The sequence below is a fragment of the Bradyrhizobium sp. F1.13.3 genome (assembly GCF_040548265.1).
Taxonomy (GTDB): domain Bacteria; phylum Pseudomonadota; class Alphaproteobacteria; order Rhizobiales; family Xanthobacteraceae; genus Bradyrhizobium.
Map to the genome: position 1 here is coordinate 150776 of NZ_JBEPRI010000011.1, position 26349 is coordinate 177124.

The following is a 26349-nucleotide window of genomic DNA, read 5'->3' on the forward strand; positions in this document are numbered from 1 at the left end:
GCCTTATGGTAGAGTTCCTCGTTGCGAAACTTCACGACGTCCACTTCATGACGATGCTGCTGGCGGCCATTGCCGCCAGCGCCACCGTCTATACACTGGTGATGCCGCTGTTCGCCGGCGAAGGCCTTTCCAAGCGCATGAAGGCGGTGGCGAACGAACGTGAGCGCATCCGGCAGCGCGAGCGCGAGCGCCTCCACAAGAGTGAAAAGGTCTCGCTGCGCCAAACGCCGAAGCAGCTCGTCTCGAAGGTCGTCGACGACTTCAACCTGACCAAATGGCTCGCGCAGGAAGCTGCGCGGGACAAGCTCATCATGGCGGGTTATCGAGGCCAGGCGCCCTACATCACCTTCCTGTTTGCCCGCCTGGTTGCCCCGATCGTGCTGTTCGTCGGTTCGATCGTCTACGTGTTCCTGATCGCGCATATGCAGCAGTCGATGCCGATCAAGATCGGCATCTGCGTGGGTGCGGCCTATCTCGGACTTCAGGCACCGATGCTGTTCCTCAGGAACGCGATCTCCAAGCGTCAACTCTCGATCAAGCGTGCCTTTCCCGATGCGCTCGACTTGCTCCTGATCTGCATCGAGTCCGGCATGTCGGTCGAGATGGCATTCCGGAAGGTCGCGGTCGAAATCGTGGGCCAGTCGATCGCGCTGTCGGAGGAGTTCACCCTGACCACGGCCGAGCTGTCCTATTTGCAGGACCGCAAGGTCGCCTACGAGAACCTCGCGCGGCGCACCGGACTCGAGGGCGTCAAGTCGGTATGTCTAGCGCTCCAGCAGGCGGAGCGTTACGGCACCCCGCTCGGCCACTCCCTGCGGGTGATGGCGCAGGAAAACCGCGACATGCGCATGAACGAAGCCGAGAAAAAGGCCGCAGCACTGCCGCCGAAGCTGACGGTGCCGATGATCCTGTTCTTCCTGCCGGTGCTGTTCGTCGTCATTCTCGGACCGACCGGCATCAAGGTCACCGAGATGCAATGACGTTAGACGCGGACCGCGCACGGTCCGCGGCTGCCTTCAAGATTGAACGATCAAGATTGGAAGATCACGTCTGATCAGTCGGGCTGGCCCAGCGAGGCGACCGGAGTCCGCTTCGGCGCACCCCGCCTGACGTCGCTGCGGGTCAGCATTTCCTTGAGATAGGCGACATTGGCCGCAGCCTGGTCCGGCGGCAGGTCCGACTTCACGATGGTCTCGGCTTCGGCGAAGCGGCCCTGGAGACCGACGACCAGACCGAGATTCTGCCGCACTCGCGCGCTTGCGTGCGGTGAGGCATAGGCCTGCCGCAGCGCATCTTCGGCCTTCGGCAGGTCTCTCGACAGCATGTAGGACAGGCCGAGATTGGAGAGCACGCCGGGATCGCCAGGCGCGATCTTGAGCGCGCTCGCATAATAGGAACGCGCTTCCTCGTGACGGCCCATCTGATCGAGCGCGGTCCCCTGCACCGAGAGCAGGCGCCAATCCGGATTGTCGGGCGAATGCGCCTTCGTCAGCACGTCGAAGGCTTGCTGAAAATTGCCGTTGTCGGAGAGCGCGCGGCCGTATTGCGCCATCAGCGCCTTGTTGCCGGGATTGGCGATGGTCGCCTGCTCGAGCACGGCGGCGGCCTGGGCGCGCTGGCCGTTGGCGCGCAGGGCTTGGCCGTAGGCGAGCGCCGCGTCGGCGTCCTTGGGATTGGCACGATAGCGCTCGCCATAGACTTCGGCAGCGCGCGCGGCATCGGTAGGAGCGGCTTCCGCCCGCGGCCCGACCGAGCCCGTGACGTCGGAGAGTTTCGACATCGCCGTGCAGCCGCCGAGGCCCATGGCCAACGCCGCGACCAGCGAGGTGGACGCAAGAAGCCGGGCAAGACTGAGCCGTCCAAGACTGAACCGGTCAAGACTGAACCGTTGACGCATGACGCTTTGACTCTCGAGCCGATTGATCGAGCCGAACGCGCCAGCAATAGACTGTTAACCCTAACGGCCGGTTAATGCCCCCGCCCCGCGCCCATCACTGCGGCGCCTGCGGCGGCATCTCGCCGCCAAGATCCGCATCGAGGCCGAGCGCCTTCGCCTGCTCGTTCAGGTCCCGCAGCAATTGCAGACGTTGCCGCGTCTCGATCTCCACATCGATGCCCGGGCGCGCCACCCACGGCAATTCGCGCCGAAGATCGTCACGATTGATCAGACGCCTCGCGCGGAGCTCGTCGAGCTGAAAATCGTCGATGCCGAGCACATTTGCGGATTGCTCGATCAACCGACGCAGCAGCGATGTCACCACGGCCACGGCGTCGACGTCATGCTTGCGTGCGGATCTCGAGAACTTGCTTTCGAGATCGGCCCAGACGTGAGAGGTGACGAGATAGACGTGAAGCAAATCGGCCCAATCCACCTCGCCGTCGGCATAGAAGGCGCGGCGCAGCAGGAGCCGGCGGGCGAATGCTGCGACCTGATCCCTCTTCAGCGTCGTGCATGCGTCGATCTCGATGCCCGACTGGACGGCCGGATCTCGGGAAAAATCCCGCCCGGCCGGCAGCCTGACGACGCCGTGCGGCAGGTTGGAATCGAGCGGCCTGAAGGCACCATCCTTGCGCGGACGTGAGTAGCGGGCGATCGCAAAGCGGTACTCGATGCGGCCGCCATGGGACATCGGGTGGGACATCGGGCCGAAATGGATGACATTGAAGCCGGCGTCGTCACCGGCCTGCCCCGTCGATGACGGACAGGACAAGACGTAGATCGTGCGCCAGAATGCTTCATCGCTCTCGCTCGTGGCGCGCGGATCGGGAATCGAATAGCGCGTCAGTCCTTCGACATGTCGGTGTCCGTGCAGAACCAGATCGACGTTGAGCGATGTCGCCGCTTCGAGGAAGGTCGCGGGCGCAGCGAGATACATCAGCGGCTCGTCGGGCACGCCGAGAAACCGCTTTCCTTCTCCGGTCGCCTGCGGCAGTGGATGATGGTGCAGCGCCAGCACGCGCACGAGGTTTTCCACCGGCTCGGCATAATCGGCGCGGCCGCCCGACCCGAGGCTCCCCGCGAGTTCGACGCTCAGCCGCGCGGACGCCGAAACTATGGCATTATAGGCTCTCTGGTCGACGTTCCCGCTCGCGAGCGTTGTGAGGCTCGCGCGGTTGGAATCCAGCAGCACCAGATCGAGGCCGGCCTGACGGTAGTAGACGCTCTTCGAGGTCCGCGGCAAGTGCAGGTAATCATAGACGTCGTGGCGGCCTGCACGCTGGCTCGGTCGCTTGACGTCGTGATTGCCGGCGATTGCCTGGATATCGGTGAACAGCCCGGTCTGTCGGAAGGACGCAATGACGGCGAGCGCTTCGTCGAGCGCGGGTGGCGTCGGGTCGTCCACGATATCGCCGGTGATCAGCAGGATGCGATCAGGAATGTCCGCGAAGTCCGCCATCCTCTCGCGAAGGGCGGCATTGAGCGTCTCGATCGTCGCAAGCAGCCGACCCGACCCGTCCAGATGCAGGTCGGAAATCTGTACGATGACGAACGATCTATCCATTTTGCGCCGCTTGTTTGCAAATGCCGCGCCGCCCAAACGATAAGAGAAATGCCTTCGAGGATAAGGTTCTCTCCAGTCTCAACCCGGGTCGTGATGAGCCAGGGTAAGAATTGACTCACGTTGCGTGCACAACCGCACGATACAATCTAAAATATCGGCCAATAATGCCACAACCCCAGCGCTAGTAAAGCCCTGCGGCAGCTCGCGTGAACCGCATGAGATACGGGTTCCGCCCGATGATGGTTTCGCTCATCAGCTCAATATTCGATGGCGAGCCGCTTGCGGATTTCGTCAATGCGCTTGTCGAGCGCATCGAACCGCGCGTGAACGGAGCGGTCGTGGAGATAGAAGACGTAACCACCGGCAAGGAACGCGAATATCCAATGATGATGCTCGACATAGCCAAAAATCGCCTCGACCGCCTGGCCGATGAATGTGACCGCGCTCCACACAAATTCCATTGCATTTCCTCCCGGCCGGCTTTGTCGTCGGCCGCCGGAGATCTCCGCACCCGACGGCCGTTGCCGGAACCTAGCATGGCCCCCTTACTGCGAGTAGCGAATCGCTGAACGATGGCAGCAAAGCTGATTGCGGCGGCGACGAAACTCTGCGAAATCTCGTCCGCTCGTATGACCCGCTCGATCTGACGATCCGGACCCGCCAATGCCTTCTGTCTTCGAGACGTCGCCTACCGCCATCCCGATCACCTTCGTCACCAAATCGAGCTGGGATCAGGTCGCCGAGGGGCTACCGGCGGCGCAACGCCAGTTTGCCACTGCGAGCGCGTTTACCGCAAAGCCGGGTGGCTATCTCGCGCTGCCCGCGCCCGATGGCGCGATCGCGCAAGTGCTGTTCGGGCTCGAGGACGAAGGTGCAAGATCGCGCGACCTGTTCCGACCGGGCGCCCTGCCCGGCCTGCTGCCACCAGGCATTTATCGCTTCGCCAATGCGCCGCACGATGCACGGCTCGCCGCGCTCGCCTTCGCGCTTGGCAGCTACCGCTTCGCCCGGTACCGCAAGGCCGATCGCCCCGAGGTCCGCCTCGTGCCACCCGACGGCGTCGACGCGACCGAGATCAACCGCATGGCGGACGCCGCAATGCTGGCGCGCGACCTCATCAACACGCCGGCCAACGACATGGGGCCGGAGGAGCTGGCCGCAGCCGCGCAAGATCTCGCCGCCGAATTCGGCGCAAGCTTTGCCTGCACCATCGGTGACGACTTGAAGACGAATTTTCCGCTGATCCACGCCGTCGGCATGGCCTCGGACCGCGCGCCGCGGCTGATCGACATCGGTTGGGGCGACCCGGCTCATCCCAAGGTGACGCTGGTCGGCAAGGGCGTCTGCTTCGACACCGGCGGGCTCGACCTGAAGCCGTCGAGCGGCATGCTGATCATGAAGAAGGACATGGGGGGCGCCGCCAACGTGCTGGCTCTGGCGCGCATGGTGATGGATGCGAAGCTGAAGGTGCGGCTGCGCGTGCTGATCCCGGCCGTGGAGAACGCGGTGGCGGGGAATGCCTTCCGCCCGCTCGACATCTTCACCTCGCGCAAGGGCATCACTGTCGAGATCGGCAATACGGACGCGGAGGGGCGGCTGGTGCTCGCCGACGCGCTGGCGCTTGCGGACGAGGAAAGGCCGGACCTGCTAATCGATCTCGGCACGCTGACGGGAGCGGCACGCGTCGCGCTGGGGCCGGATTTACCGCCCTTTTACACCAATGATGAGACGCTTGCCGCCGACGTCGCACGATGCGCGGTGAAGGAGAACGATCCGTTGTGGCGCATGCCGCTGTGGCCGCCTTACGATGCGTGGCTGGACTCTAAGACGGCCACCATCACCAACGCACCGTCCGGCGGCTTTGCCGGCTCGATCATCTGTGCGCTGTTCCTGCAGCGCTTCGTCGAACAGGCCAAGAGCTGGCTGCATGTCGACATCTACGGCTGGACGCCGTCGGCGAAGCCCGCACGCCCCGAGGGCGGCGAGTGCCAGGCCGCGCGCGCGATCTACGCATTGCTGAGCGAGCGCTATGCGTGATCCAGGACTCGATCCAAAATACGATCCAAGCCACGATCCAAGGCTGACACCCGCGCGCGGCGACCTCGCCGCAAAGTATCTCGAAGGCAAGGTGCAGGCGGAGCGCTTCGTCACGGGCGAGGAATTCGAGATAATCGAGGCGATCGCGCCCGTGCGCGAGCAGCCGTCGCCGAACGCGATGCTGATGACACAAGCGTTGCGCGGCGAGCGTGTCACGGTCTACGACCGCAACGGCGAAGGCTGGGCGTGGGGTCAACTTTCCGGTGACGGCTATGTCGGGTGGCTGCCGGACGCAGCGCTGATGAAGCCCTCGGCTGCCCCGACCCATATGGTCGTTGCGCTGCGAACCCTTGCCTTCCCCGGTCCCTCGATCAAGCTGCCGCCGGCAGACACGCTGGTGATCGGATCGAAGATCGCGGTTGCACGCGAGGACGGCAGCTTCGCCGTGACGCGCGACGGACAATATCTGCCGAAGGCTCATCTCGTCCCGCTCGGTCATCGCGAGCCGGATTTCGTCGGAGTCGCCGAGCGTTTCGTCGGCACGCCCTATCTCTGGGGTGGAAAGAGTAGCCTTGGCGTCGATTGCTCCGGCCTCGTCCAGGTCTCGCTGACATCGGCGGGGATCGGCTGCCCGCGTGACAGCGACATGCAGCAGGCCGGGCTCGGCCGCGCGCTGGAGCCGCATGAGCAGATGAGCTTGCTGCGCGGCGATCTCATTTTCTGGAAGGGCCACGTCGCCATCGTCAGCGACGCCGGCACGATGGTTCACGCCAATGCGTATCACATGGCAACGGTGATCGAACCAATCGAGCCGGCCATCGCACGGATCAAGCAAGCCGGCAGCGAGGTCATCGCGATCAAGCGGCTCTGACGGCGCTAAGTCGCCGCCGATCCGTTCCCCGCCGTCTCCAGCCGGAACGCCGCCGCAAACAGCGCGCGCGTGTAATCCGTCTTCGGATTCTTGAAGAGCTCGGCGGCCTGGCCTTCCTCGACCACCTTGCCGCCGCGCATCACGATCAGATGGCTGGCGAGCGAGGCAACGACGCGCAGATCGTGCGAGATGAACATGTAAGTGAGATCGCGACGGCGCTGCAATTCACGCAGCAGATCGACCATCTGCGCCTGAATCAGCATGTCGAGCGCACTGGTCGGCTCGTCCAGCACGACGAAATCCGGCTCCAGCACCACCGCCCGCGCGATGCTGATGCGCTGGCGCTGGCCGCCGGAGAATTCATGCGGATAACGGTTGCGGGTATCCGGCTTCAATCCGACGTCCTCGAGCGCCTTGACGACGCGCTCCTCACGCTCGCCGCGCGAGAGCTGCGGCTGATGCACGGTGAGGCCTTCGGCGACGATGTCGGCGACCGACATGCGCGGGCTGAGCGAGCCGAACGGATCCTGGAACACGATCTGCATGTCGCGTCGGAACGGCCGCATCTCCTTGAAGCGGAGACCCTGGATATCCTTTCCCAGGAACACAATGCGTCCGTTCGAGGAGATCAGCCGCAGCAATGCGAGCCCCAGCGTGGTCTTGCCCGAGCCGGACTCGCCGACGACGCCAAGCGTCTCGCCCTTGCGCACGGCGATGCTGACGCCGTCGACCGCTTTGATGTGACCGACCGTCTTGCGCATCAACCCGCGCTTGATCGGAAACCAGACCTTGAGGTCATCGGCCGACATCACCACCGGCGCATCCGGCTGCGGCGGCGCCGGATCCGGCTTCGGTTCCGCGGCGAGCAAGTCGCGCGTATAGGGATGCTTCGGGCTCTTGAAGACCTGCTCAACCGGCCCCTGCTCGACGATCTCGCCGCCCTTCATGACGCAGACCTGGTCGGCGATGCGGCGCACGATGCCGAGATCGTGGGTGATGAAGAGCAGGCTCATGCCGAGCCGGCTGCGAATCTCTGCGAGCAGCGTCAGGATCTGCGCCTGCACGGTGACGTCGAGCGCCGTGGTCGGCTCGTCCGCGATCAGGAGGTCCGGCTCGTTGGCGAGCGCCATCGCGATCATCACGCGCTGGCGCTGGCCGCCGGAGAGCTGGTGCGGATAGCTCTTCAGCCGCGTTTCGGGCTCGGGAATGCCGACCTGCGTCAGCAATTCCAGCGTCCGCCTGCGCGCCTCGGCATTGCTGGTCGGATTGTGCAGCTGGATGATCTCGCCGATCTGCGCCTCGATCGTGTGCAGTGGATTGAGCGAGGTCATCGGCTCCTGGAAGATGATCGAGATGTCGCTGCCGCGAATCTCCCGCATCTCCTGCTCCGACCGGTCGATCAGTTCCTGTCCCTTGAAGCGGATGCTGCCCGAGGGATGCGAGGCGTTCGGATAGGGCAAGAGTTTGAGGATCGAAAGCGCGCTGACCGACTTGCCGGAGCCGGACTCGCCGACCAGCGCCACGCACTCGCCGCGCCTGATCTGGAACGAGACCTTGTCGACCGCGAGCGTGGTGGCGCCGCCCTGGTGGAAGGCAACCGAGAGCTCGCGCACGCTGAGCAAAGGCTGATTGATCGCGTCCATTGGCCTACCTGAACGTCTTGCGCGGATCGAAGGCGTCGCGCACGGCCTCGCCGATGAAGATCAAGAGCGACAGCATGATCGCAACCGAGAAGAAGCCGGAGAAACCGAGCCAGGGCGCCTGCACGTTGGACTTGCCCTGCGACAGCAACTCGCCGAGCGACGGCGAGCCGGGCGGCAATCCGAACCCGAGGAAATCGAGCGCCGTCAGCGTCATCACCGAACTCGACACGATGAAAGGCAGGAACGTCATGGTCGCGACCATCGCGTTCGGCAACAGATGCCGGAACATGATGACCTTGTTCGACACGCCGAGCGCGCGCGCCGCCTGGATGTACTCGAAATTGCGCCCGCGCAGGAATTCCGCGCGGACGAGTCCGACCAGCGACACCCAGGAAAACAACAGCAGGATGCCGAGAAGCACGAAGAAACCGGGTACGAGCACCGACGACAGGATTAGCAACAGATAGAGCGAAGGGATCGCAGTCCATATCTCGATGAAACGCTGAAACAACAGGTCGATCCAGCCGCCGAAATAACCCTGTACCGCGCCGGCCGCGATGCCGACGACGGAGGAGACGATGGTCAGGCAGAGGCCGAACAGCACCGAAATGCGGAAGCCGTAGATCAGCCGCGCGACCACGTCGCGGCCCTGATCGTCGGTGCCGAGCCAGTTGTATTCGAGATCGCGGCAGCTCTTGAGGCCTTTCTTCTCGACCACAGGCTTGCACTGCGCTTCCGTCAACATCCAGGTCGGCCGCGACGGCGCGGGCGTCGGCAGATCGAGATTGTGGGTGTCGTAGGAATAGCGGATCAGCGGCCAGACGATGCTGCCACCCTTGTCCTTGATCAACTTCTGCAAATAGGGATCGCGATAGTCGGCTGCCGTTTCGAAGTCGCCGCCGAAAGTGGTTTCCGAATAGGTGACGACGGACGGCCAATAGAGGTGGCCATCATATTTGATCAGGAACGGCCGATCATTGGCGATCAACTCAGCGAACAGCGATACCACAAACAGGATCAGGAAGATCCAGAACGACCAATAGCCGCGCCAGTTCGCCTTAAAATTCTGCCAGCGGCGCCTGTTGAGCGGCGATGGCACGAACGGTTTGCGCGTCATCGGCACGGCGTCGCCGAGCGGCGATTTCGCAGTGGTTTCGATCGGCGTGGTAGGGGCGGCCAGTGTCATCAGACCTCCCGCGCCTCGAAATCGATCCGCGGATCGATCCACATATAGGTCAGGTCAGAGATCAGGTTGATCACGAGGCCGACGAGCGAAAAGATGAAGAGCGTACCGAACACGACGGGGTAGTCGCGGTTGAGAACGCTCTCGAAACTGAGCAGTCCCAGCCCGTCCAGCGAGAAGATGGTCTCGATCAGAAGCGAGCCCGAGAAGAAGGCGTGAATGAAGGTGCTGGGAAAGCCGGCGATGACGATGAGCATCGCGTTGCGGAAGACGTGACCATAGAGCACCCGATTCTCGCTGCAGCCTTTCGCGCGCGCGGTCATCACGTATTGCTTGCGGATCTCGTCCAGAAACGAGTTCTTGGTCAGGAACGTCATGGTGGTGAACGCACCGAGCCCCATGGCGATCAGCGGCAGCGTCAAATGCCAGAAGTAATCGATGATCTTCCAGTACCACGGAAACTGCGACCAGCCGTCTGACGTCAGTCCGCGCAGCGGGAACCAGTTGAAGAACGAACCGCCGGCAAACAGGATGATCAGCAGGATCGCGAACAGGAAGCCGGGAATGGCATAGCCGAGCACGAGCACGCTCGAGGTCCAGGTGTCGAAGCGCGTCCCGTCCCTGACCGCCTTGCGGATGCCGAGCGGAATCGAGATCAGGTAGGTGAGCAGCGTCAGCCAGATGCCGAGCGAGATCGAGACCGGCAACTTCTCCTTGACGAGCTGCAGCACGCTGACGTCGCGGAAATAGCTCTTGCCGAAATCGAAGCGGGCGAAGTTCCAGACCATCAGCGCGAAGCGCTCCGGCGCCGGCTTGTCGAAGCCGAACTGCACCTCCAGCTTTTTGATGAAATCGGGATCGAGGCCTTGCGCGCCGCGATATTTCGAATTGATGGCATCGCCGCCCGCGCCCAGTTGCCCCGGGGCGCGCTGCGCAAAGTCGCTGCCGCCCGAAATGCGCGAGGTACCGCCGGTGTCGGCACCCGAGAGCTGCGCGATCACGCGCTCGACCGGGCCACCCGGCGCGAACTGCACGACGATGAAGGAGACGAAGAGGATCCCGAGCAAGGTCGGGATCATCAGCAGGATACGGCGGGCGATATAGGCGCTCATGGCTGTTTCGCCTGCTCGAGCTTGGCGGCCTTGCCGCCATCATGCCACCAGATGTCGGGGGCGCCGACTCCGTTGGCATAACGCGGCAGCTTCTGCGGACGGCCGAACTGGTCCCAATAAGCAAGCCGGTGCGTCTTGTTATACCATTGCGGCACCCAATAACGGCCGGCACGGAACAGGCGATCGAAGGCGCGGCAGGCGACGGTCAATTCCTCGCGGGAGTCAGCCGCCATGATCTTCTCGATCATGGCATCGATGGCAGGACTGGCGATGCCCGCGAGATTGTACGAACCCTTCGTTGCCGCGACCTGCGACGAGAAGAACGAGCGCATGGCATCGCCCGGCGTCGCCGACATGCTGAAGCGTTGAATCGTCATATCGAAGTCGAAATCTTCCTGGCGCGCCTTGTGTTGTACGGCATCGACGAGGCGCACGCTCGCTTCGATGCCGAGCGTCGCGAGATTCTTGATGTAGGGCCCATGGTGCGGCTGGAATGAAGGCTCGTCCAACAGAAATTCGATCCTGAATATCTCGCCGTTCGGCAGCACCCGCTTGCCGTCCTTGATCGGCAGGCCGGCGTCGCTGAGCAATTGCTGCGCCTTGCGCAGCAGGCTGCGGTCCTGCCCGGAGCCGTCCGAGACCGGCGGCGTGAACGGCGCGGCGAACACCTCGTCGGGAATCTGGCCGCGAAACGGCTCGAGCAGCTTCAACTCTTCCGGCGGCGGAGGCCCGCCGCTGGCCATGAGGTCCGAGTTCTGAAATGGCGACACCGTGCGGGCATAAGCACCGTACATGATGGTCTTGTTGGTCCACTCGAAGTCGAAGGCGTCGATCAGTGCCTCTCGTACCCGAGGATCCCTGAACTTGTCGCGCCGCGTGTTGATGAACCATCCTTGTGCACCGGACGGCGTGTCGTCGGGTACGACCTCCATCTTGACGCGACCGTCCTTCACCGCAGGGAAGTCGTAGCGCGTCGCCCAGAGACGGGAGGTGAACTCCTCGCGGTAGAGATAGTTCTTGCCGGTGAAACCTTCGAAGGCGACATCGCGGTCCCGGTAGAATTCGTAGCGTACAACGTCGAAATTGTAGCTACCGCGACAGGGGGGCAGATCGGCAGCCCACCAATCCTTGACGCGCTCGTATTCGATGTAGCGGTTGACCTCGAACTTGCCGACCTTGTACGGGCCCGAACCCAACGGGATCTCCAGAGACGTTTCGTCGAACGGACGGGAGGCATAGTAGGCTTTCGAGAAGATCGGCAGGCTCGCCACATAGAGCGGCACGTCACGCGCGCGTCCCTTAGCAAAAGTGACGACAAGCGTCGCCTCGTCGACGGCTTCCGCGCGGACCATGTCGCGCATCTGCACGATGATCAGTGGGTGCCCCTTGGCCTTCAGCGACGTCAGCGAAAACGCCGCGTCGTGAGCGGTGAGCTTGGTGCCGTCATGGAATTTCGCCTCGGGCCGTATCGTGAAGCGGTAGACCAGCCTGTCCGCCGATATATTTACAGATTTCGCGGCAAGCCCGTACATCCCGTCCGGTTCGTCGTTGGCTCGCACCATCAGCGGCACAAAGGTCATATCCATGCCCTGCGCGCCGTCGCCTTTGAGGATGAAGGCATTGAGCGAGTTGAAGGTCTGGTAGGACTGGTTGTAGGCGCGCACCGACGGGATCAGCGAAAAAGTGCCGCCCTTCGGCGCGTCGACATTGACGTAGTCGAAGTGATGGAAATCGGCGGGATATTTGAGGTCGCCGAAGGCCGACATGCCGTGGGCCTCGGCGGGCATCTCGGACGCTGTCGCGCCCCGCAGCCGGGCGGCGCTGAACGCGCCACCGACACCCAGGGCCAGCACATGCCGGCGTGAAAGCTGCGTCATGCGAGAAATGCCCCTCACGACTTCTTTGCGATCCGCGCCGCCTTGTCCGCGTCGTACCACCAGATGAACGGAAAGCCGGACTGACCGTATTTGGGCAATTCCGCCGGCCGACCGAAGCGATCCCAGCGCGCGGTGCGCACCTTCGTATAAGTCCACTGCGGCACGACGTAGTGATTCCACAGCAGCACGCGGTCGAGTGCCTTGGTTGCCGCGACGAGATCGTCGCGACCCTTGGCGTAGATCACCCGCTCAATCAGCTTGTCGACCGCCGGATTCTTGATGCCGGTAATATTGCGTGAACCGGCGATGTCGGCCGTCTTCGATGACCAGAATTCGCGCTGCTCGTTGCCCGGCGACTGCGACTCGCCCCAGGAGTTGGTGACGATGTCGAAATCCCACTCGCGCGTCCTGTTCTCATACTGGGTGGGATCCACTGTCCGCACGCTGACGGCAATGCCGAGCCGTTCCAGCGACGGCTTGTAGAACAGCGTGATCCGCTCAAAGCTCGGATCCGAGTTCAGCAGCTCAAGCGAGAACTGAGCGCCGGTCTTGACGTCGATCAGCTTGCGGTCGCGCACCTCGTAGCCGGCTTCCTTGAACAAGCGCAGTGCCTCGCGCAGATTGTCGCGCACGGCTTCCGGACTGCCGCCGACTGGATTGGTATAGGCCGTCGTGAAGACTTCGGGCGGGACCTCGGCGCGGACCGTCTGGAGGATCTCGAGCTCCTTGCCCTGCGGCAACCCGGTCGCCATCAGCTCATCGATGCCGTCGAAATAACTGCTGATGCGCTTGTATTGGCCGTAGAAGATCTGCTTGTTCATCTCCTCGAAGTCGAACGCGTAATTAAGCGCGCGTCGCACGCGCGCATCTTTGAACTTGGCGCGGCGCAGGTTCGGCACGAAGGCCTGCATGACGCCCGAGCTGCGATTGGCGAACTCCTCGAGGATCACGCGCTTTTCGGTGACGGCCGGGAAGTCGTAGGCCGTCGCCCAGTTCTTCGCGCTGTTCTCGGTGCGCCAATCGACCTGATCGGCCTTGAAGGCCTCGATCGCCACGGTGGCGTCGCGGAAATACTCATAGCGCAGCTCGTCGAAATTATTTCGGCCCACATTGGCCGCGAGGTCGCGCCCCCAATAATCCTTCACGCGCTCCAGCGCGATCGACCGTCCGGCAACGAATTCCTTGACCCGGTAGGGGCCCGACCCCAGCGGCACTTCGAGCGTGGTGGCGGAGACATCGCGCTTCCGGCCCTGCGGGTCCGTTCCTTCCCACCAATGCTTCGGCAGGACCGTGAGCTGCCCGACAATCTGCGGCAGCTCGCGATTGCCCGGTGCGTCGAACACGAATTTCACCTCGCGCTCACCGACCTTCTCGGCCTTCACCACATGGCTATAATAGGCCGAGTACATCGGGTGGTGCTTCTTGAACGAATCGAGCGAGAAGATCACGTCGTCCACGGTAACAGGCTTGCCGTCATGCCATTTGGCTTGCGGCCGCAAGCGGTAAGTCACGGAGGAGAAATCATCCGGATGGCTGACGGCCTCGGCCAGCGCGCCGTATTCGGTCGAGACTTCGTCGAGCGAGGCCGTCGTGAGGGATTCGTAGATGAATGCCACGGCACCGGCGACTTGCCCCTTCACACCGGAGACGACGATGTTGAAATTGTCGAATGTGCCGACGGCGATCTGGCGTGCGACGCCGCCTTTGGGCGCTTCCGGATTGACGTAGTCGAAGCGCTTGAAGTCGGCGGGGTATTTGACCTGTCCGAACAGCGACAGCGCGTGTCGCCAGGTCAGCTCACTGGCGGATTGCGCGTGTGCCGCGCCGACGACGGGAAGGCCCCCTACGGAACCAAGGACGGGGAGCGCTGCGGCAGCGGTGCCGGTGAGCAGGAGATCGCGTCGGGTAATGGCCAAATCCACATTCCTGTCTTGAAGGAGGCTACTCCTTTAAGTTCCCAATATAGGCGAGGTTTCGACGGAATATGTTGCTTTTTCCTCATCTTGGAAGCCCGGCCGCTCCATCCGGTGCGGCCAAACGCCCTGATAACGTCACCGCGCGGCCCGGATATAAAAACGGCCAGGCTTTTCAGCCCGGCCGCATAGTCCAAGATGGGGTTTCGAGGCTTTTACTTTGAGGCCGTCGGCAGCGGCTGCGGATGCTCCGAGAGCGAATTCAGATAGGCAATGACGTCGGCACGCTCGGAATCCTTGGGAATGCCGGCGAAGCCCATTGCGGTGCCGGGGATGAAGCCCTTCGGGCTGGCGATGAACTTGTTGAGATCGTCAAACGTCCAGGTGCCGCCCTTGGCCTTCATGGCAGCCGAGAAGTTGAAGCCGCCACGGCCCTCGCCCCGCTTCTCGCCGACGACGCCATAGAGATTAGGACCGACACGATTCGGGCCGCCCTTCTCGAAGGTGTGGCAGGCGCCGCACTTTTTGGCGGCGGAGGCGCCCTTCTCGACCGAGGCGGTCTGGAGCAGCTTTTCGATCGGCTCGGCAGCCGCGGCGGCAGCGCCGCCTTCCTTGCCGTGGCCGGCGTCTTCCTTCGCGGCGATCTCGAAGCCCGGCTTTTCCGGCATCTTGGGCGAGAACAGCGCATTCGCGGTGAAGCTCGTCACCAGCAGAAGGAGACAGGTGCCGAGCACGGCACCGAGAATCTTGTTCAGTTCGAAAGAGTCCATTTCCGGCCAGGCCCCACACCGCAAGAAGGATCGAGCGGCCCAAAGCGGCCGCCAGGACGAGCCTCGAAGAATCAACGTTCCTTAATTGTTTCCCCGAGTTTTGCCATTGAGATATCGGTTTGCCCGGGGTCTGGCAACCCGTATAAGCGAGCGGGCTTCACGCCCGTCCCCACCCCATTTCCCGGCGCGGAAAACGCCCCGTTTCCAGGCCCTTGACCCGATGACCGATCCTCGCATCCTGGTGCTGATCCCGGCCCGCATGGCCGCGACCCGCCTGCCCGGCAAGCCGCTCGCCGATATCGCGGGGCAGCCGATGATCGTGCACGTGATGCGCCGCGCCGAGGCCGCCGGGATAGGCCGGGTCGCGGTCGCAACCGACACCGCGGAGATCGCGTCCGTCGTGACCGCCCATGGCGGCGAGGCCGTGATGACCCGCCCGGAGCACCCCTCCGGCTCCGACCGCATCCACGAGGCCATGCAGAAGCTCGATCCGGACGGCAAGGCCGAGATCGTGGTCAATCTCCAGGGCGATTTCCCGACCATCACGATCGACAATATCCGCGAGGTACTGCCGCCGCTGCAAGACCCCGCCGTGGATATCGCAACGCTGGCTTCGCAAATCCACACCGAGGAGGAGGATCTCGCGCCGAACGTCGTGAAGGCGATCGGGACCTCGCTCGGGGGCAGACGCATGCGCGCACTTTATTTCACCCGCGCAACCGCGCCGACCGGCGACGGGCCGCGTTACCACCATATCGGCCTCTACGCCTATCGCCGCGCCGCGCTGGAGCGCTACGTCTCACTGCCGCCTTCGCCGCTGGAACTGCAGGAGAAGCTCGAGCAGCTCCGGGCGCTCGAGGCCGGAATGCGCATCGACTTCACCATTGTCGATACCGTGCCCCGCGGGGTCGACACGCCGGCGGACCTGGAAACCGCCCGCAGCATCCTTTCCAAATCCTGAGCCGCTGTTACAAGGCCGAGCATGAGCAAGCTGAAAATCGCATTCCAGGGCGAGCCTGGCGCCAATTCCCACATCGCCATCGTCGAGGCCTATCCCGACGCCGAGCCGATGCCCTGCGCCACCTTCGAGGACGCCTTGTCGGCGATCTCGTCGGGCGAGGCCGATCTCGGCATGATCCCGATCGAGAATTCGGTCGCAGGCCGCGTCGCCGACATCCATCATTTGCTCCCGGCCTCCGGCCTCTTCATCATCGGTGAATGGTTTCTGCCGGTCCGGCATCAGCTGATGGCGGTGAAGGGGACCAGGCTCGAAGACATCAAGAGCGTCGAGAGCCATGTGCACGCGCTCGGCCAATGCCGGCGCATCATTCGCAAGCTCGGCATCAAGCCCATCGTGCACGCCGACACCGCCGGCAGCGCCCGCGACATTTCCGAGCGTAACGATAAGTCCGTCGCCGCGATCGCCTCGCGCCTCGCCGCGCAGATCTACGGCCTCGACATTTTGGCTGAGGACATCGAGGACGAGGCCCACAACACCACACGCTTCGTGGTGCTGGCGCGCGAACCGAAATGGGCCGCACAGGGCTCCGGTCCGCTAGTCACGACTTTTGTGTTTCGGGTGCGCAATTTGCCGGCCGCGCTCTACAAGGCGCTCGGGGGCTTTGCCACCAACGGCGTGAACATGACCAAACTCGAGAGCTACATGGTCGACGGCAATTTCTTCGCCACCCAGTTTTACGCCGACGTCGACGGCCACCCCGAGGACAAGGGCCTCGCTTTCGCGATCGAGGAGCTGAAATTCTTCTCGCGCGAATTCCGCATCGTCGGCGTGTATCCGGGTCACCCGTTCCGCGCGACGATGGAATAGTTTCGTGTCCCGGACGCGCGAAGCGCAAGCCGGGACCCAGAGGCTGCGAGGCGCAGGGGCACGAGTGCCTTATCCGACCGCCTTAAGCCCGAACGCCTCCGCCAGCAGCGAATAGGATTTCTTTCGCGCCTCGTGATCATACACGGCGGTGATCACCATCAACTCGTCCGGCTTGCTCGCATCGATCAACGGCTGGAGCGTTGTCCGCACGGTTGCCGGGCTGCCGACGAACAGACGGGAACGGTTGCGCCGCATCGAGGTGCGCTCCGAGTCGGTATAGGGATAGGCCAGCGCTTCTTCGACGCTCGGCAACGGAAGATACTGGCCGCGATCGCGGCGCAGGCGGTTGAGGTCGAAAGACGCGGCGAGCTTTTCGGCTTCCTCATCCGTGTCGGCCGTGATGACGGCGACCGCGAGGATCGCGCGCGGGCTCGCGCTCCAGGCCGAGGGCTGAAAACGATTGCGATAATGCACCATCGCATCGATCGCATCGTGGGACGCAAAATGATGCGCGAATGCGAAGCCCATGCCGACCTGCGCGGCGAGCTCCGACGAATAATCGCTCGAGCCGAGCAGCCAGATCGGCGGCAACGGCGTATCGTCGGGCATCGCGACGACGTTGTGGTAGGGATGGCCCGAGGGGAATTCCCGGGTCTGCCACAGGATCAATTCGTGCAGCCGCTCCAGGAAATCGTCGCCTTCGCGACGGTCGAGCCGGCTGCGCAGCGCATAGGCCGTGGCACCGTCGGTGCCGGGGGCGCGACCGAGGCCGAGATCGATGCGGCCGGGAAACAACGCCTCCAGCATCTTGAAGCGCTCGGCCACGACCAGCGGCGCGTGATTGGGCAGCATCACGCCGCCGGAGCCGACGCGGATGTGCTTCGTCACCGCCGCGATCTGCCCGATCATCACGTCGGGCGCTGGACTCGCGACCGAGGCGAGGTTGTGATGCTCGGCGAGCCAGTAGCGGACATAGCCGAGCCCGTCGACATGGCGCGCCAGGTCGATGCTGTTGCGCAGCGCCGCGGCGGGCATTGTGCTTGTTGTGACGACGGAGAGGTCGAGGACTGAGAGCGGGATCATCGCGCGCTAAGGTAGCGGAGGGCGGCGCAGCGGCAATGGCAGGGCGCGCAGGTCTGACGTGCAGGCCAGGGGCTCGCGCGACTTCGCCGCGGCGTTGGGACAGAGGTCACGCTGATATCGCAATTTTCATACTGCCCACCTCACGATCTCGTGTCAAGTAGCCCCACATCACCATTATACATCTGATATATCTATAGTTTCAACTGACTGCTCTCATCCCACCTCTATCTGAATCTGCAGGTAATTTTCTATTGTCTAAATGAAAGTGGGCAATTTCCCATCCCTGATGGGCTGTCGAGTGCGACCGCTTTGGCTTATCTTGACCTCTCCCAATCTAGACCTGACCGCCGGCCGCCAACGACCCTGCGAGCCCTTGGAGTGAGTGGTGCCCATGACTGACGCGACGATGCCTGCCCATACCGACGGGCAAGACGGGCACCTGAAGCGGCCTGCGATTTCGTTCGAGTTCTTTCCGCCCAAGACGGAAGATATGGAGCGCAATCTCTGGGACACCATCAACCGGCTGGCCCCGCTCGACCCGAAATTCGTCTCGGTGACCTATGGCGCCGGCGGCTCGACCCGTGAGCGCACCCACGCGACCATCTCGCGCATCCTCAAGGAGACTGCGCTGCTGCCGGCGGCGCATCTGACCTGCGTCGGCGCCTCGCGCGGGGAGATCGACGAGATCGTCGACCGCTATCACGAGGTCGGCGTCCGCCACATCGTCGGCCTGCGCGGCGATCCCGCGGGCGGCATCGGCACGGCCTATTCCAGCCATCCCGACGGCTACCAGAGCTCCGCCGACCTCGTCGCCGGCATCAAGAAGCGGCACGGCGATATCGAGGTGTCGGTCTCGGCATACCCTGAGAAGCACCCCGAGGCGCGCGACTTCGACGATGACATCGACACCCTGCAGGCCAAGGTCGATGCGGGCGCGACCCGCGCGATCACGCAGGTGTTCTTCGATAACGAGCTCTATTTCCGTTATCTCGACCGCGTGCGCGCGCGCGGGATCAACATCCCGATCGTGCCGGGCATCATGCCCATGCATAATTTCAAGCAGGCGCGAGCCTTCGTCACCCGCGCCGGCACCTCCGTGCCGGACTGGTTCGCCGCGAAGTTCGAGGGGCTCGACGAGGACGCCGAGACCCGCAAGCTGGTGGCGGCCACCGTCGCCGCCGGCCAGGTGCAGAAGCTCGCGAAGCACGGCGTCGACACCTTCCATTTCTACACCATGAACCGCGCCGATCTCGTGTTCGCGATCAGCCATTTGCTCGGCATTCGCGCCAAGAGCGCGCAGAAGGCGGCTTAAGACACCATGACCGTATCCACCTCTCCCAAGCGAACCGCCCTGCTCAACGCCGCGCGCGAGCGCATTCTCGTGCTCGACGGCGCCATGGGCACGATGATCCAGAATCTCCAGTTCGACGAGGTTGCCTTTCGCGGCGAGCGCTTCAAGACCTTCCATCGCGATTTGCGCGGCAACAACGACCTCTTGATCCTGACCCAGCCGCAGGCGATCGAGGACATCCACGCCGCCTATCTGCGTGCCGGCGCCGACATCGTCGCCACCAACACCTTCTCCACGACCTCGATTGCGCAGGCCGATTACGATCTCGGCGACATCGTCTACGAGATGGCGCGCGAAGGCGCCCGCCTCGCCGGCAACGCCGCGCGCCGCGTCGAAGCCGAGGACGGCAAGCCGCGCTTCGTCGCCGGCGCCATCGGACCGACCAACCGCACCGCGTCGATCTCGCCCGACGTTTCCAATCCCGGCTACCGCGCCGTCACGTTCGACGATCTGCGCAAATCCTATGGCGAGCAGATCAACGGCATGCTCGACGGCGGCGTCGATCTGCTGCTGGTCGAGACCATCTTCGACACGCTGAACGCCAAGGCGGCGCTTTACGCCATTGCCGAGATCACGGAAGAACGCGGCATCGACATGCCGGTGATGGTGTCGGGCACCATCACCGACAAGTCCGGCCGCCTGCTATCCGGCCAGCTGCCGGAAGCGTTCTGGCATTCGGTACAGCACGCCAAGCCCGTCACCATCGGCTTCAACTGCGCGCTCGGTGCGGAAGATCTGCGCGCGCATATCGCCGATATCGGCCGCGTCGCCGACACGCTCGTTTGTGCTTATCCCAATGCCGGCCTGCCCAACGAGTTCGGCCAGTATGACGAGACCCCGGAATACATGGCCCGCCTGGTCGGCGAGTTCGCGCGTGATGGTTTGGTCAACATCGTCGGCGGCTGCTGCGGCACCACGCCGGACCATATCGCTGCGATTGCCGCTGCGGTCGCGCCGCACAAGCCGCGCATCGTGCCGGAGATCGGACCTCGCTTGCGGCTCTCCGGCCTCGAGCCGTTCATCCTGACCGACGCCATTCCTTTCGTGAACGTCGGCGAGCGCACCAACGTCACCGGTTCCGCCCGCTTCCGCAAGCTGGTCACCGCCGGCGACTACACCGCCGCGCTGCAGGTCGCGCGCGACCAGGTCGAGAACGGCGCGCAGATCATCGACGTCAACATGGACGAGGGTCTCCTGGACTCGGAAGCCGCGATGGTGACCTTCCTCAACCTCGTCGCCGCCGAGCCCGACATCGCCCGCGTCCCCGTCATGGTCGACAGCTCGAAATTCTCTGTGATCGAGGCCGGCCTGAAATGCGTGCAGGGCAAGCCGGTCGTCAACTCGATCTCGATGAAGGAAGGCGAGGACAAATTCATTCACGAGGCCAGGATCGCCCGCCGTCACGGCGCGGCCGTCGTGGTGATGGCGTTCGACGAGGTCGGCCAGGCCGACACGTTCGCCCGCAAGACCGAGATCTGCAAGCGCGCCTACGACATCCTGGTGAACCGCGTCGGCTTCCCGCCGGAAGACATCATCTTCGATCCGAATATTTTCGCGATCGCGACCGGCATCGAGGAGCACAACAATTACGGGGTCGACTTCATCGAGGCGACGCGCTGGATCCGCAAGAACCTGCCGGGCGCGCACATTTCTGGCGGCGTGTCCAATCTGTCGTTCTCGTTCCGCGGCAACGAGCCGGTGCGCGAGGCGATGCACTCGGTGTTCCTGTATCACGCCATTAAGGCCGGCATGGACATGGGCATCGTCAATGCCGGGCAGATGATCGTCTATGACGACATCGATCCGGAATTGCGCCAGGTCTGCGAAGACGTCATTCTCAACCGCGACCCCGGTGCGTCCGAGCGTCTGCTGGCGCTCGCGGAACGATTCCGCGGCAACAAGACCCAGACCAAGGAAGCCGATCTCGCTTGGCGCGAATGGCCGGTGGCGAAGCGGCTGTCGCATTCGCTGGTGCACGGCATCACCGAGTTCATCGAGCAGGATACCGAAGAGGCCCGCAAGGCTTCGAAGCGCCCGCTCGACGTGATCGAGGGACCGTTGATGGCCGGCATGAACGTGGTCGGCGATCTCTTCGGTGACGGCAAGATGTTCCTGCCGCAGGTGGTGAAGTCGGCCCGCGTGATGAAGCAGGCCGTCGCCTGGCTGATGCCGTTCATGGAAGAGGAGAAGGCGCGCAATCTCGCCAACGGCATCGGCACGGAAGGCTCCTCGTCCGCCGGCAAGATCGTGCTCGCGACCGTCAAGGGCGACGTCCACGACATCGGCAAGAACATCGTCGGCATCGTGCTCCAGTGCAACAATTACGAGGTCATCGACCTCGGCGTGATGGTGCCGGCGGCCAAGATCGTCGAGACCGTGAAGGCGGAGAAGGCCGACATCGTCGGGCTGTCAGGCCTGATCACGCCATCGCTCGACGAGATGGCGTTCTTCGCCGGCGAATTGCAGCGCGAAGGCCTCAAGCTGCCGCTGTTGATCGGCGGCGCGACGACGAGCCGCGTGCATACGGCCGTGAAGATCGACCCGAGCTATCGCGCCGGCCCCGTGGTGCATGTCAACGACGCCAGCCGCGCGGTTGGTGTTGCGTCTGCTCTGCTGTCGCCCGAGAGGCGCGAGGCCTACGCCGCCGAAGTCCGCGCCGAATACGCAAAGATCTCGGATGCGCATATGCGCGCCCAGGCCGACAAGAAGCGGCTGAAGCTGGCGACCGCCCGCGCCAACCGCGTGCCGGTCGACTTTGCCGCGAACAAGCCGGTGAAGCCGACCTTCCTCGGCACCAGGAGCTTTGACGACTACGATCTCGCCGAGCTCGTGCCCTATATTGACTGGACGCCGTTCTTCCAGACCTGGGAGCTCGCCGGGCGCTTCCCCGCCATCCTCGACGATGCCAAGGTCGGCGAGGTCGCGCGCTCGCTCTACGACGACGCGCGCAAGATGCTCGACCTGATCGTCGAGGAAAAATGGTTCCGGGCGCGGGCCACCGTCGGCTTCTGGCCGGCGAACGCCGAGGGCGACGACATCGTGCTCTATGCCGACGAGAGCCGGACCAGGACGATCGCGACGCTGCACACGCTGCGCCAGCAGCTCGAGAAGCGCGAGGGCCGTTTCAACGCCGCGCTGTCCGACTTCGTCGCGCCTGCCACCACCGGCGTGCCCGATTATGTCGGCGGCTTCGTCGTCACCGCCGGCATCGGCGAGGATGTGGTGGCCGATCGATTCAAGATGGCCAATGACGACTACTCCTCGATCCTGTGCAAGGCGCTGGCCGACCGCCTTGCGGAGGCCTTCGCCGAGCGCATGCATGCCCGCGTCCGCCGCGAGTTCTGGGCCTATGCGCCGGACGAGGCGCTCTCGACCGACGAGTTGATCCTAGAAAAGTACCAGGGCATCCGTCCCGCCCCCGGCTATCCCGCGCAGCCCGATCACACCGAGAAGGCCACGCTGTTCGAACTGCTCGACGCCGAGAAAACCGCAGGCGTGAAGCTGACCGAGAGCTTTGCGATGTGGCCGGGCTCTTCCGTGTCGGGGCTCTATCTCGCCAGTCCCGAGAGCTATTATTTCGGCGTCGGCAAGATCGAGCGCGACCAGGTCGAGGATTATGCCGCGCGCAAGGGCATGAGCGTCGCCGAGGCCGAGCGCTGGCTCGCGCCGATCCTGAACTACATCCCGGTGCGAGAGGGCGCGAGCGACAAGGCGGCATTCGCGGCAACGCCTGCGAACGACGAGACGTCGAAGGAGCTTGCCTCGCATCCGCCGGGCTGCACCTGCGCGGTGCATTTGGTCTGGCAGAAGAAGCGCGCGGGCGCGGGTTAGGCGCCTCCAAACAAAAAGCGAAAATCAACCCCATGCACAGTAGACATGAGGTTGAAAAGGCTCAATCATTTTCGGTCTTGCCGAAATGGCTTGCGGCGTCGGGCAAAACACCTGTATGAATGCATGATCGCCGACCGCGCCCGTTTGACACTCGCTGCCTCGTCCGTCGCGATCATGGGCGCGTGCCACACGTTCGGTGTCGTCCGTTCGGTGTCGTCCTGGCGAAGGCCAAGACCCATACCGCGTGATTCATCGATGACGATCGCTGGCAATACCGAACGACCAATCTTCGCCAAGTGACCCGGTGGTAATGGGTCCCGGCTTTCGCCAGGACGACGGTGCAGCAAATGCTCAACCTGTACCGGAACGACGCAACACATCGAACAGCTGCAGATGCGCCCTCGCAAGAATCGGACGCGTGTGAACTCGTTCACTTGTCCGCTCAACCTTGGTTCGCTACTCTCTCGGCCTACTACCTTCAACCGACGATTTGCTTGGGATCGAACATATGAAGCAGTTCATTGCACCGTTCGTCGCCGCGATCGCTCTCGTCGTGCTGCCCACGATTGCCGCGGCGGACTGTCCGAAAGGCTATGTGCCATGCGGCGAGAAAAATCAGTTGTGCTGCCCGGGAAAGTAGCAAGCCGCAAATGGCTTTGGCTCGGTAGCGGGGTCTTTGTCGCGATCGGCCTCGTGATGGTCGCGGTCTTTGTCGGCTTCCCGCGAAAGAAGCAAACCATCACGGCCATCCTCTCCGAGACCGGATATTTCGAGGTGGTGCCGCCAAGCACGTTCGGCGGCCCCGGCACGATCAACACGATCGAGTATCTCAGCAACGGCCGGCTGGAGCTGCATCCGACTTGCGAGGTCGATCCAACGCTGCTGACCGGCAAGATCCAGAAATCGCGGACCGTCGACCGGGACCTGAAGCAGTCGCTTGAGAAAAAGCTCGACGTGTCGGCCCAGGTCAGGGACAAGCTGTCGGCTGTCGCCGGAATGCAGCAGGTCGAGGCCGTCAACCTCAAGCTCGAGAACGCCAACATTCTGCTGATATCGGACGAGTCGCTGATCTCTGCCCGCAACGCCTTGCTCAAGGCCGAGTGTGAGGACGCGGTCACCCAGAACGTTTCGAGCGGCGCCGTCGTGTGCCAGACGCGGTCCGTGCTGGAGGCCGACGTCGTCTACGAGATCAAATATCAGAATACGATTTCGATGGAGGAGCGGGCCAAACTGACATCCGAGATCGCGACGAAGCTCGATCTTGACGTCCATGAGGGGGCGAACGACAAGGTCTCCGGCTCCCAATTGTTCTTTGGCATCAGACTGTCGCCAAATCCGATCGTGATGCACTCTGCCTCGGGCGAGATCAAGCCCTGCACGAGGAGATAAAATCCGCGCCGTCCCCCTGCCATGAACGCAACGCGCGCTGGCTGCGACCAATGGCGGTCGCCGCCGAAGCGCAGGGGAATCGGATGCTGAACGCCCAACAATTGATGTGGACCCAGATTGCCGCCGGCGTCGCCGTGCTGCTGTTTGGATTGACGCTGTTCAATCTGGTCCGCATGTGGGGCCGGATGGTCGCGGTGCGGAGCTGGGACAGAGTGGAGGGCATCATCACGGTTTCCCGGGTTGACCAGCCGGCGGCACACGGCTCGGACGATCGGAATGACGCCAAGCCCATCATCCGCTATCGCTATCAGGCCGGCGGCCAGGAGCTGGAAGGCGACAAGGTCTTTGTCGGCGGCACCGTCATCACGACAAGGGTCCTGGCCGCAAAACTGACCGGACGATATCCGGTCGGTGCCCATGTCGACGTCCATGTCGATCCGAAGCAACCGACCGAGGCGCTGCTGGAGCCCGCCGCCGCGCAGAACGTCGCGGCACTGGTGGCGTTCACAATGGTGTTCGGCATCATCGCCGCCACCCTGACCGCGCATTCGTTCGCAGGCCACGTGCTCTACGCCGACAAGGGCGTCCCGCTATTCGCGTTCGCGGTGCCGATCATCGTGCTCGTGGGCGGGGTGTTCCTCGCCGCCGATTATGTCCGGACGCGCCGGCTGGCGAGCGCCAGCCTGCGCTGGCCGACCGCGTCGGGCAGGGTCATCCATTGCGACGTGATCGAGGAAATCGTCGAAGAGAAGACCGAGCACGACAATCGACCGACGACGTCAAAGCTCGTCCCCCGCTATCAGGTCGACCTGCGCTACGCCTACAGGGTCGGCAAGCGCGACTTCATCGGCACCGAAGTCGATTGGAACGGCACCATGATCTCCGGCCTGCGCGAGGTCGCCGAAGAGGGCGCGGCGAAATACCGGCCCGGGAAGAGCGTTAAGGTCTATTACGATCCGGACCGGCCGGGGCAGGCCGTGCTGGAGCCCGCAAGCCGGAAAGGCGCGCTGGGGCCGCTGATCGGTGCCGCGGTCTGCGCGGTCGTCGGCGGCCTGTTCCTGATGATCCTGATCAAGGTCGGGTTCGCGTAGCGGCGCCGCGACGCGTCGTCTGTCGATCGAGTGCAAAGGCGGCGCCACACTCTCCGTCATTGCGAGCAAAGCGAAGCAATCCAGACTCTCTCAGCTGTCGACAGACTGGATTGCTTCGTCGCTTCGCTCCTCGCATGACGAGCTTGGGGCGCAAGCTTTCCATTCGGTCGGCGCCGCCGCCCGCATGCAAGCGGATTCACCCTTTCGGCGGTGCCAGCGGTTGCACGATCTCCCGGAACGGCGCCAGCGCCTCGCAAGCGTCGGCGTGCGCCGACAGCGCCGGATAGCGCGACGGTTCGAACAGAAGCGGGTGCGCCTCGCGGGTGAAGCGGACGACGCAGGCCACCGCGATGTCGGCGTGACCGATGCGATCACCCAACCAGTACGGCGTGCCCACCTTGGCGCGCTCGGCCTCCAGCGCTTTCAGCACGTCCGCGATCTGCGCCTGGCAACGCTCGACCCACAGCGCAAGCTGCTCCTTCCGCAACACGCGCTCGTAGAGCAGACTGACCGCCTTGTCACCGAGGCCGGAAGCGAGCGCGCAGATCCGCAAATGGCGCCGGCGCTCGGCGCCGGAGCGCGGCAGCATCGCCTTCTCCGGCCCTACCAATTCGTCGAGATAGTCCAGGATGACCGTGCTCTCGATCAGCGCCTCGCCGTCGTCGAGCACCAGCGTCGGCACGCGTCGCAGCGGATTATAGGGCGCGATCTTGTCGGCGTCGCCGAAGGTCGACCACGGCCGGTGCTCGAAGGCGAGCCCGTAAAGCCGCAGCGCGATCGCGACGCGGCGGACGAAGGGGGAATCATATTGGCCGATCAGGAACATGGTTATGCGCTCTTCTGGCTTTGGACGAGGCAGGGCCGATC

General features: G+C 63.6%; 21 protein-coding genes. 10 read left to right on the forward strand and 11 right to left on the reverse strand.

Annotated elements, in window-relative coordinates; translation table 11 throughout:
* Positions 1-5 precede the first annotated feature (5 nt).
* Entirely contained in the window at positions 6-980 is a 975-nt protein-coding gene (locus ABIB66_RS27335) for a type II secretion system F family protein (protein ID WP_275172292.1), read from the forward strand.
* 74 nt (positions 981-1054) lie between these two features.
* Here the strand turns inward: ABIB66_RS27335 and ABIB66_RS27340 are convergent, their stop codons facing one another.
* The 3 genes from ABIB66_RS27340 to ABIB66_RS27350 all read right to left on the reverse strand — a co-directional run bounded on the left by ABIB66_RS27340 (position 1055) and on the right by ABIB66_RS27350 (position 3964).
* Complete coding sequence (locus ABIB66_RS27340; RefSeq protein WP_354209494.1) at positions 1055-1897, reverse strand: tetratricopeptide repeat protein; 843 nt, start codon at positions 1895-1897, stop codon at positions 1055-1057.
* A 94-nt stretch (positions 1898-1991) separates the two neighbouring features.
* The gene (locus ABIB66_RS27345) at positions 1992-3503 is read right to left on the reverse strand and encodes a metallophosphoesterase family protein (protein ID WP_354256209.1); all 1512 of its coding nucleotides are present in this window, start codon (positions 3501-3503) and stop codon (positions 1992-1994) included.
* A 257-nt stretch (positions 3504-3760) separates the two neighbouring features.
* Positions 3761-3964, reverse strand: a complete 204-nt coding sequence (locus ABIB66_RS27350; RefSeq protein WP_354209496.1) for a hypothetical protein — start codon at positions 3962-3964, stop codon at positions 3761-3763.
* A 202-nt stretch (positions 3965-4166) separates the two neighbouring features.
* Between ABIB66_RS27350 and ABIB66_RS27355 the strand changes: the two genes are divergently transcribed.
* On the forward strand, positions 4167-5540 hold the full coding sequence (locus ABIB66_RS27355; RefSeq protein ID WP_354209497.1) for a leucyl aminopeptidase family protein: 1374 nt from the start codon (positions 4167-4169) through the stop codon (positions 5538-5540).
* Positions 5533-6411 carry a C40 family peptidase gene (locus ABIB66_RS27360; protein WP_354209498.1) on the forward strand — a complete coding sequence of 293 codons (879 nt, stop codon included), beginning with the start codon at positions 5533-5535 and terminating at the stop codon, positions 6409-6411. Before ABIB66_RS27355 ends, ABIB66_RS27360 begins: the two co-directional genes overlap by 8 nt.
* A gap of 5 nt (positions 6412-6416) precedes the next feature.
* Here the strand turns inward: ABIB66_RS27360 and ABIB66_RS27365 are convergent, their stop codons facing one another.
* The 6 genes from ABIB66_RS27365 to ABIB66_RS27390 all read right to left on the reverse strand — a co-directional run bounded on the left by ABIB66_RS27365 (position 6417) and on the right by ABIB66_RS27390 (position 14909).
* Positions 6417-8054 (reverse strand): ABC transporter ATP-binding protein, encoded by a 1638-nt coding sequence (locus ABIB66_RS27365; protein WP_275172297.1) that lies wholly within the window; start codon positions 8052-8054, stop codon positions 6417-6419.
* A gap of 4 nt (positions 8055-8058) precedes the next feature.
* Complete coding sequence (locus ABIB66_RS27370; RefSeq protein WP_354209499.1) at positions 8059-9240, reverse strand: ABC transporter permease; 1182 nt, start codon at positions 9238-9240, stop codon at positions 8059-8061.
* Positions 9240-10349, reverse strand: coding sequence for a microcin C ABC transporter permease YejB (locus ABIB66_RS27375; RefSeq protein ID WP_007605353.1), 1110 nt, complete (start codon positions 10347-10349; stop codon positions 9240-9242). The genes ABIB66_RS27370 and ABIB66_RS27375 overlap by 1 nt, the downstream gene beginning before the upstream one ends.
* The gene (locus ABIB66_RS27380) at positions 10346-12226 is read right to left on the reverse strand and encodes an extracellular solute-binding protein (RefSeq protein ID WP_354209500.1); all 1881 of its coding nucleotides are present in this window, start codon (positions 12224-12226) and stop codon (positions 10346-10348) included. Before ABIB66_RS27380 ends, ABIB66_RS27375 begins: the two co-directional genes overlap by 4 nt.
* Positions 12227-12240: 14 nt before the next feature.
* The gene (locus ABIB66_RS27385) at positions 12241-14142 is read right to left on the reverse strand and encodes an extracellular solute-binding protein (RefSeq protein ID WP_354209501.1); all 1902 of its coding nucleotides are present in this window, start codon (positions 14140-14142) and stop codon (positions 12241-12243) included.
* 212 nt (positions 14143-14354) lie between these two features.
* Positions 14355-14909, reverse strand: coding sequence for a c-type cytochrome (locus tag ABIB66_RS27390; RefSeq protein ID WP_354209502.1), 555 nt, complete (start codon positions 14907-14909; stop codon positions 14355-14357).
* A 220-nt stretch (positions 14910-15129) separates the two neighbouring features.
* On the opposite strand from ABIB66_RS27390, the gene ABIB66_RS27395 reads away from it, so the two are divergent.
* Together ABIB66_RS27395 and ABIB66_RS27400 are read left to right on the forward strand one after the other, a co-directional pair.
* The gene (locus ABIB66_RS27395) at positions 15130-15870 is read left to right on the forward strand and encodes a 3-deoxy-manno-octulosonate cytidylyltransferase (protein WP_354209503.1); all 741 of its coding nucleotides are present in this window, start codon (positions 15130-15132) and stop codon (positions 15868-15870) included.
* Between the two features lie 21 nt (positions 15871-15891).
* Positions 15892-16737 (forward strand): prephenate dehydratase, encoded by an 846-nt coding sequence (locus tag ABIB66_RS27400; RefSeq protein ID WP_085351723.1) that lies wholly within the window; start codon positions 15892-15894, stop codon positions 16735-16737.
* 69 nt (positions 16738-16806) lie between these two features.
* Here the strand turns inward: ABIB66_RS27400 and ABIB66_RS27405 are convergent, their stop codons facing one another.
* The gene (locus ABIB66_RS27405) at positions 16807-17820 is read right to left on the reverse strand and encodes an LLM class flavin-dependent oxidoreductase (protein WP_354209504.1); all 1014 of its coding nucleotides are present in this window, start codon (positions 17818-17820) and stop codon (positions 16807-16809) included.
* Between the two features lie 391 nt (positions 17821-18211).
* Between ABIB66_RS27405 and metF the strand changes: the two genes are divergently transcribed.
* From metF to ABIB66_RS27430, 5 genes are all read left to right on the forward strand, one after another.
* On the forward strand, positions 18212-19132 hold the full coding sequence (gene metF / locus ABIB66_RS27410; RefSeq protein WP_354209505.1) for a methylenetetrahydrofolate reductase [NAD(P)H]: 921 nt from the start codon (positions 18212-18214) through the stop codon (positions 19130-19132).
* Between the two features lie 6 nt (positions 19133-19138).
* Positions 19139-23002 (forward strand): methionine synthase, encoded by a 3864-nt coding sequence (gene metH, locus ABIB66_RS27415; RefSeq protein ID WP_354209506.1) that lies wholly within the window; start codon positions 19139-19141, stop codon positions 23000-23002.
* Positions 23003-23510: 508 nt separating this feature from the next.
* Positions 23511-23642, forward strand: coding sequence for a hypothetical protein (locus ABIB66_RS27420; protein ID WP_256379063.1), 132 nt, complete (start codon positions 23511-23513; stop codon positions 23640-23642).
* Positions 23624-24391 (forward strand): hypothetical protein, encoded by a 768-nt coding sequence (locus ABIB66_RS27425; RefSeq protein ID WP_354101104.1) that lies wholly within the window; start codon positions 23624-23626, stop codon positions 24389-24391. The genes ABIB66_RS27420 and ABIB66_RS27425 overlap by 19 nt, the downstream gene beginning before the upstream one ends.
* Before the next feature lie 83 nt (positions 24392-24474).
* Positions 24475-25482 (forward strand): DUF3592 domain-containing protein, encoded by a 1008-nt coding sequence (locus tag ABIB66_RS27430; RefSeq protein ID WP_354209507.1) that lies wholly within the window; start codon positions 24475-24477, stop codon positions 25480-25482.
* A 196-nt stretch (positions 25483-25678) separates the two neighbouring features.
* Here ABIB66_RS27430 and ABIB66_RS27435 read toward each other — a convergent pair whose 3' ends face one another.
* The gene (locus tag ABIB66_RS27435) at positions 25679-26308 is read right to left on the reverse strand and encodes a glutathione S-transferase family protein (RefSeq protein WP_354209508.1); all 630 of its coding nucleotides are present in this window, start codon (positions 26306-26308) and stop codon (positions 25679-25681) included.
* Positions 26309-26349: the final 41 nt, after the last annotated feature.

Excerpts from the sequence above, each read along its gene's own strand:
- ABIB66_RS27345 (WP_354256209.1), bottom strand. The coding sequence starts at position 3,503 with ATGGATAGATCGTTCGTCATCGTACAGATTTCCGACCTGCATCTGGAC.
- ABIB66_RS27405 (WP_354209504.1), bottom strand. The coding sequence starts at position 17,820 with ATGATCCCGCTCTCAGTCCTCGACCTCTCCGTCGTCACAACAAGCACA.
- ABIB66_RS27340 (WP_354209494.1), bottom strand. The coding sequence starts at position 1,897 with ATGCGTCAACGGTTCAGTCTTGACCGGTTCAGTCTTGGACGGCTCAGT.
- ABIB66_RS27335 (WP_275172292.1), top strand. The coding sequence starts at position 6 with ATGGTAGAGTTCCTCGTTGCGAAACTTCACGACGTCCACTTCATGACG.
- ABIB66_RS27350 (WP_354209496.1), bottom strand. The coding sequence starts at position 3,964 with ATGGAATTTGTGTGGAGCGCGGTCACATTCATCGGCCAGGCGGTCGAG.
- ABIB66_RS27420 (WP_256379063.1), top strand. The coding sequence starts at position 23,511 with ATGAAGCAGTTCATTGCACCGTTCGTCGCCGCGATCGCTCTCGTCGTG.
- ABIB66_RS27435 (WP_354209508.1), bottom strand. The coding sequence starts at position 26,308 with ATGTTCCTGATCGGCCAATATGATTCCCCCTTCGTCCGCCGCGTCGCG.
- ABIB66_RS27430 (WP_354209507.1), top strand. The coding sequence starts at position 24,475 with ATGCTGAACGCCCAACAATTGATGTGGACCCAGATTGCCGCCGGCGTC.
- ABIB66_RS27395 (WP_354209503.1), top strand. The coding sequence starts at position 15,130 with ATGACCGATCCTCGCATCCTGGTGCTGATCCCGGCCCGCATGGCCGCG.
- ABIB66_RS27380 (WP_354209500.1), bottom strand. The coding sequence starts at position 12,226 with ATGACGCAGCTTTCACGCCGGCATGTGCTGGCCCTGGGTGTCGGTGGC.
- ABIB66_RS27370 (WP_354209499.1), bottom strand. The coding sequence starts at position 9,240 with ATGACACTGGCCGCCCCTACCACGCCGATCGAAACCACTGCGAAATCG.
- ABIB66_RS27360 (WP_354209498.1), top strand. The coding sequence starts at position 5,533 with ATGCGTGATCCAGGACTCGATCCAAAATACGATCCAAGCCACGATCCA.
- ABIB66_RS27375 (WP_007605353.1), bottom strand. The coding sequence starts at position 10,349 with ATGAGCGCCTATATCGCCCGCCGTATCCTGCTGATGATCCCGACCTTG.
- ABIB66_RS27390 (WP_354209502.1), bottom strand. The coding sequence starts at position 14,909 with ATGGACTCTTTCGAACTGAACAAGATTCTCGGTGCCGTGCTCGGCACC.
- ABIB66_RS27355 (WP_354209497.1), top strand. The coding sequence starts at position 4,167 with ATGCCTTCTGTCTTCGAGACGTCGCCTACCGCCATCCCGATCACCTTC.
- metH (WP_354209506.1), top strand. The coding sequence starts at position 19,139 with ATGACCGTATCCACCTCTCCCAAGCGAACCGCCCTGCTCAACGCCGCG.
- metF (WP_354209505.1), top strand. The coding sequence starts at position 18,212 with ATGACTGACGCGACGATGCCTGCCCATACCGACGGGCAAGACGGGCAC.
- ABIB66_RS27400 (WP_085351723.1), top strand. The coding sequence starts at position 15,892 with ATGAGCAAGCTGAAAATCGCATTCCAGGGCGAGCCTGGCGCCAATTCC.
- ABIB66_RS27365 (WP_275172297.1), bottom strand. The coding sequence starts at position 8,054 with ATGGACGCGATCAATCAGCCTTTGCTCAGCGTGCGCGAGCTCTCGGTT.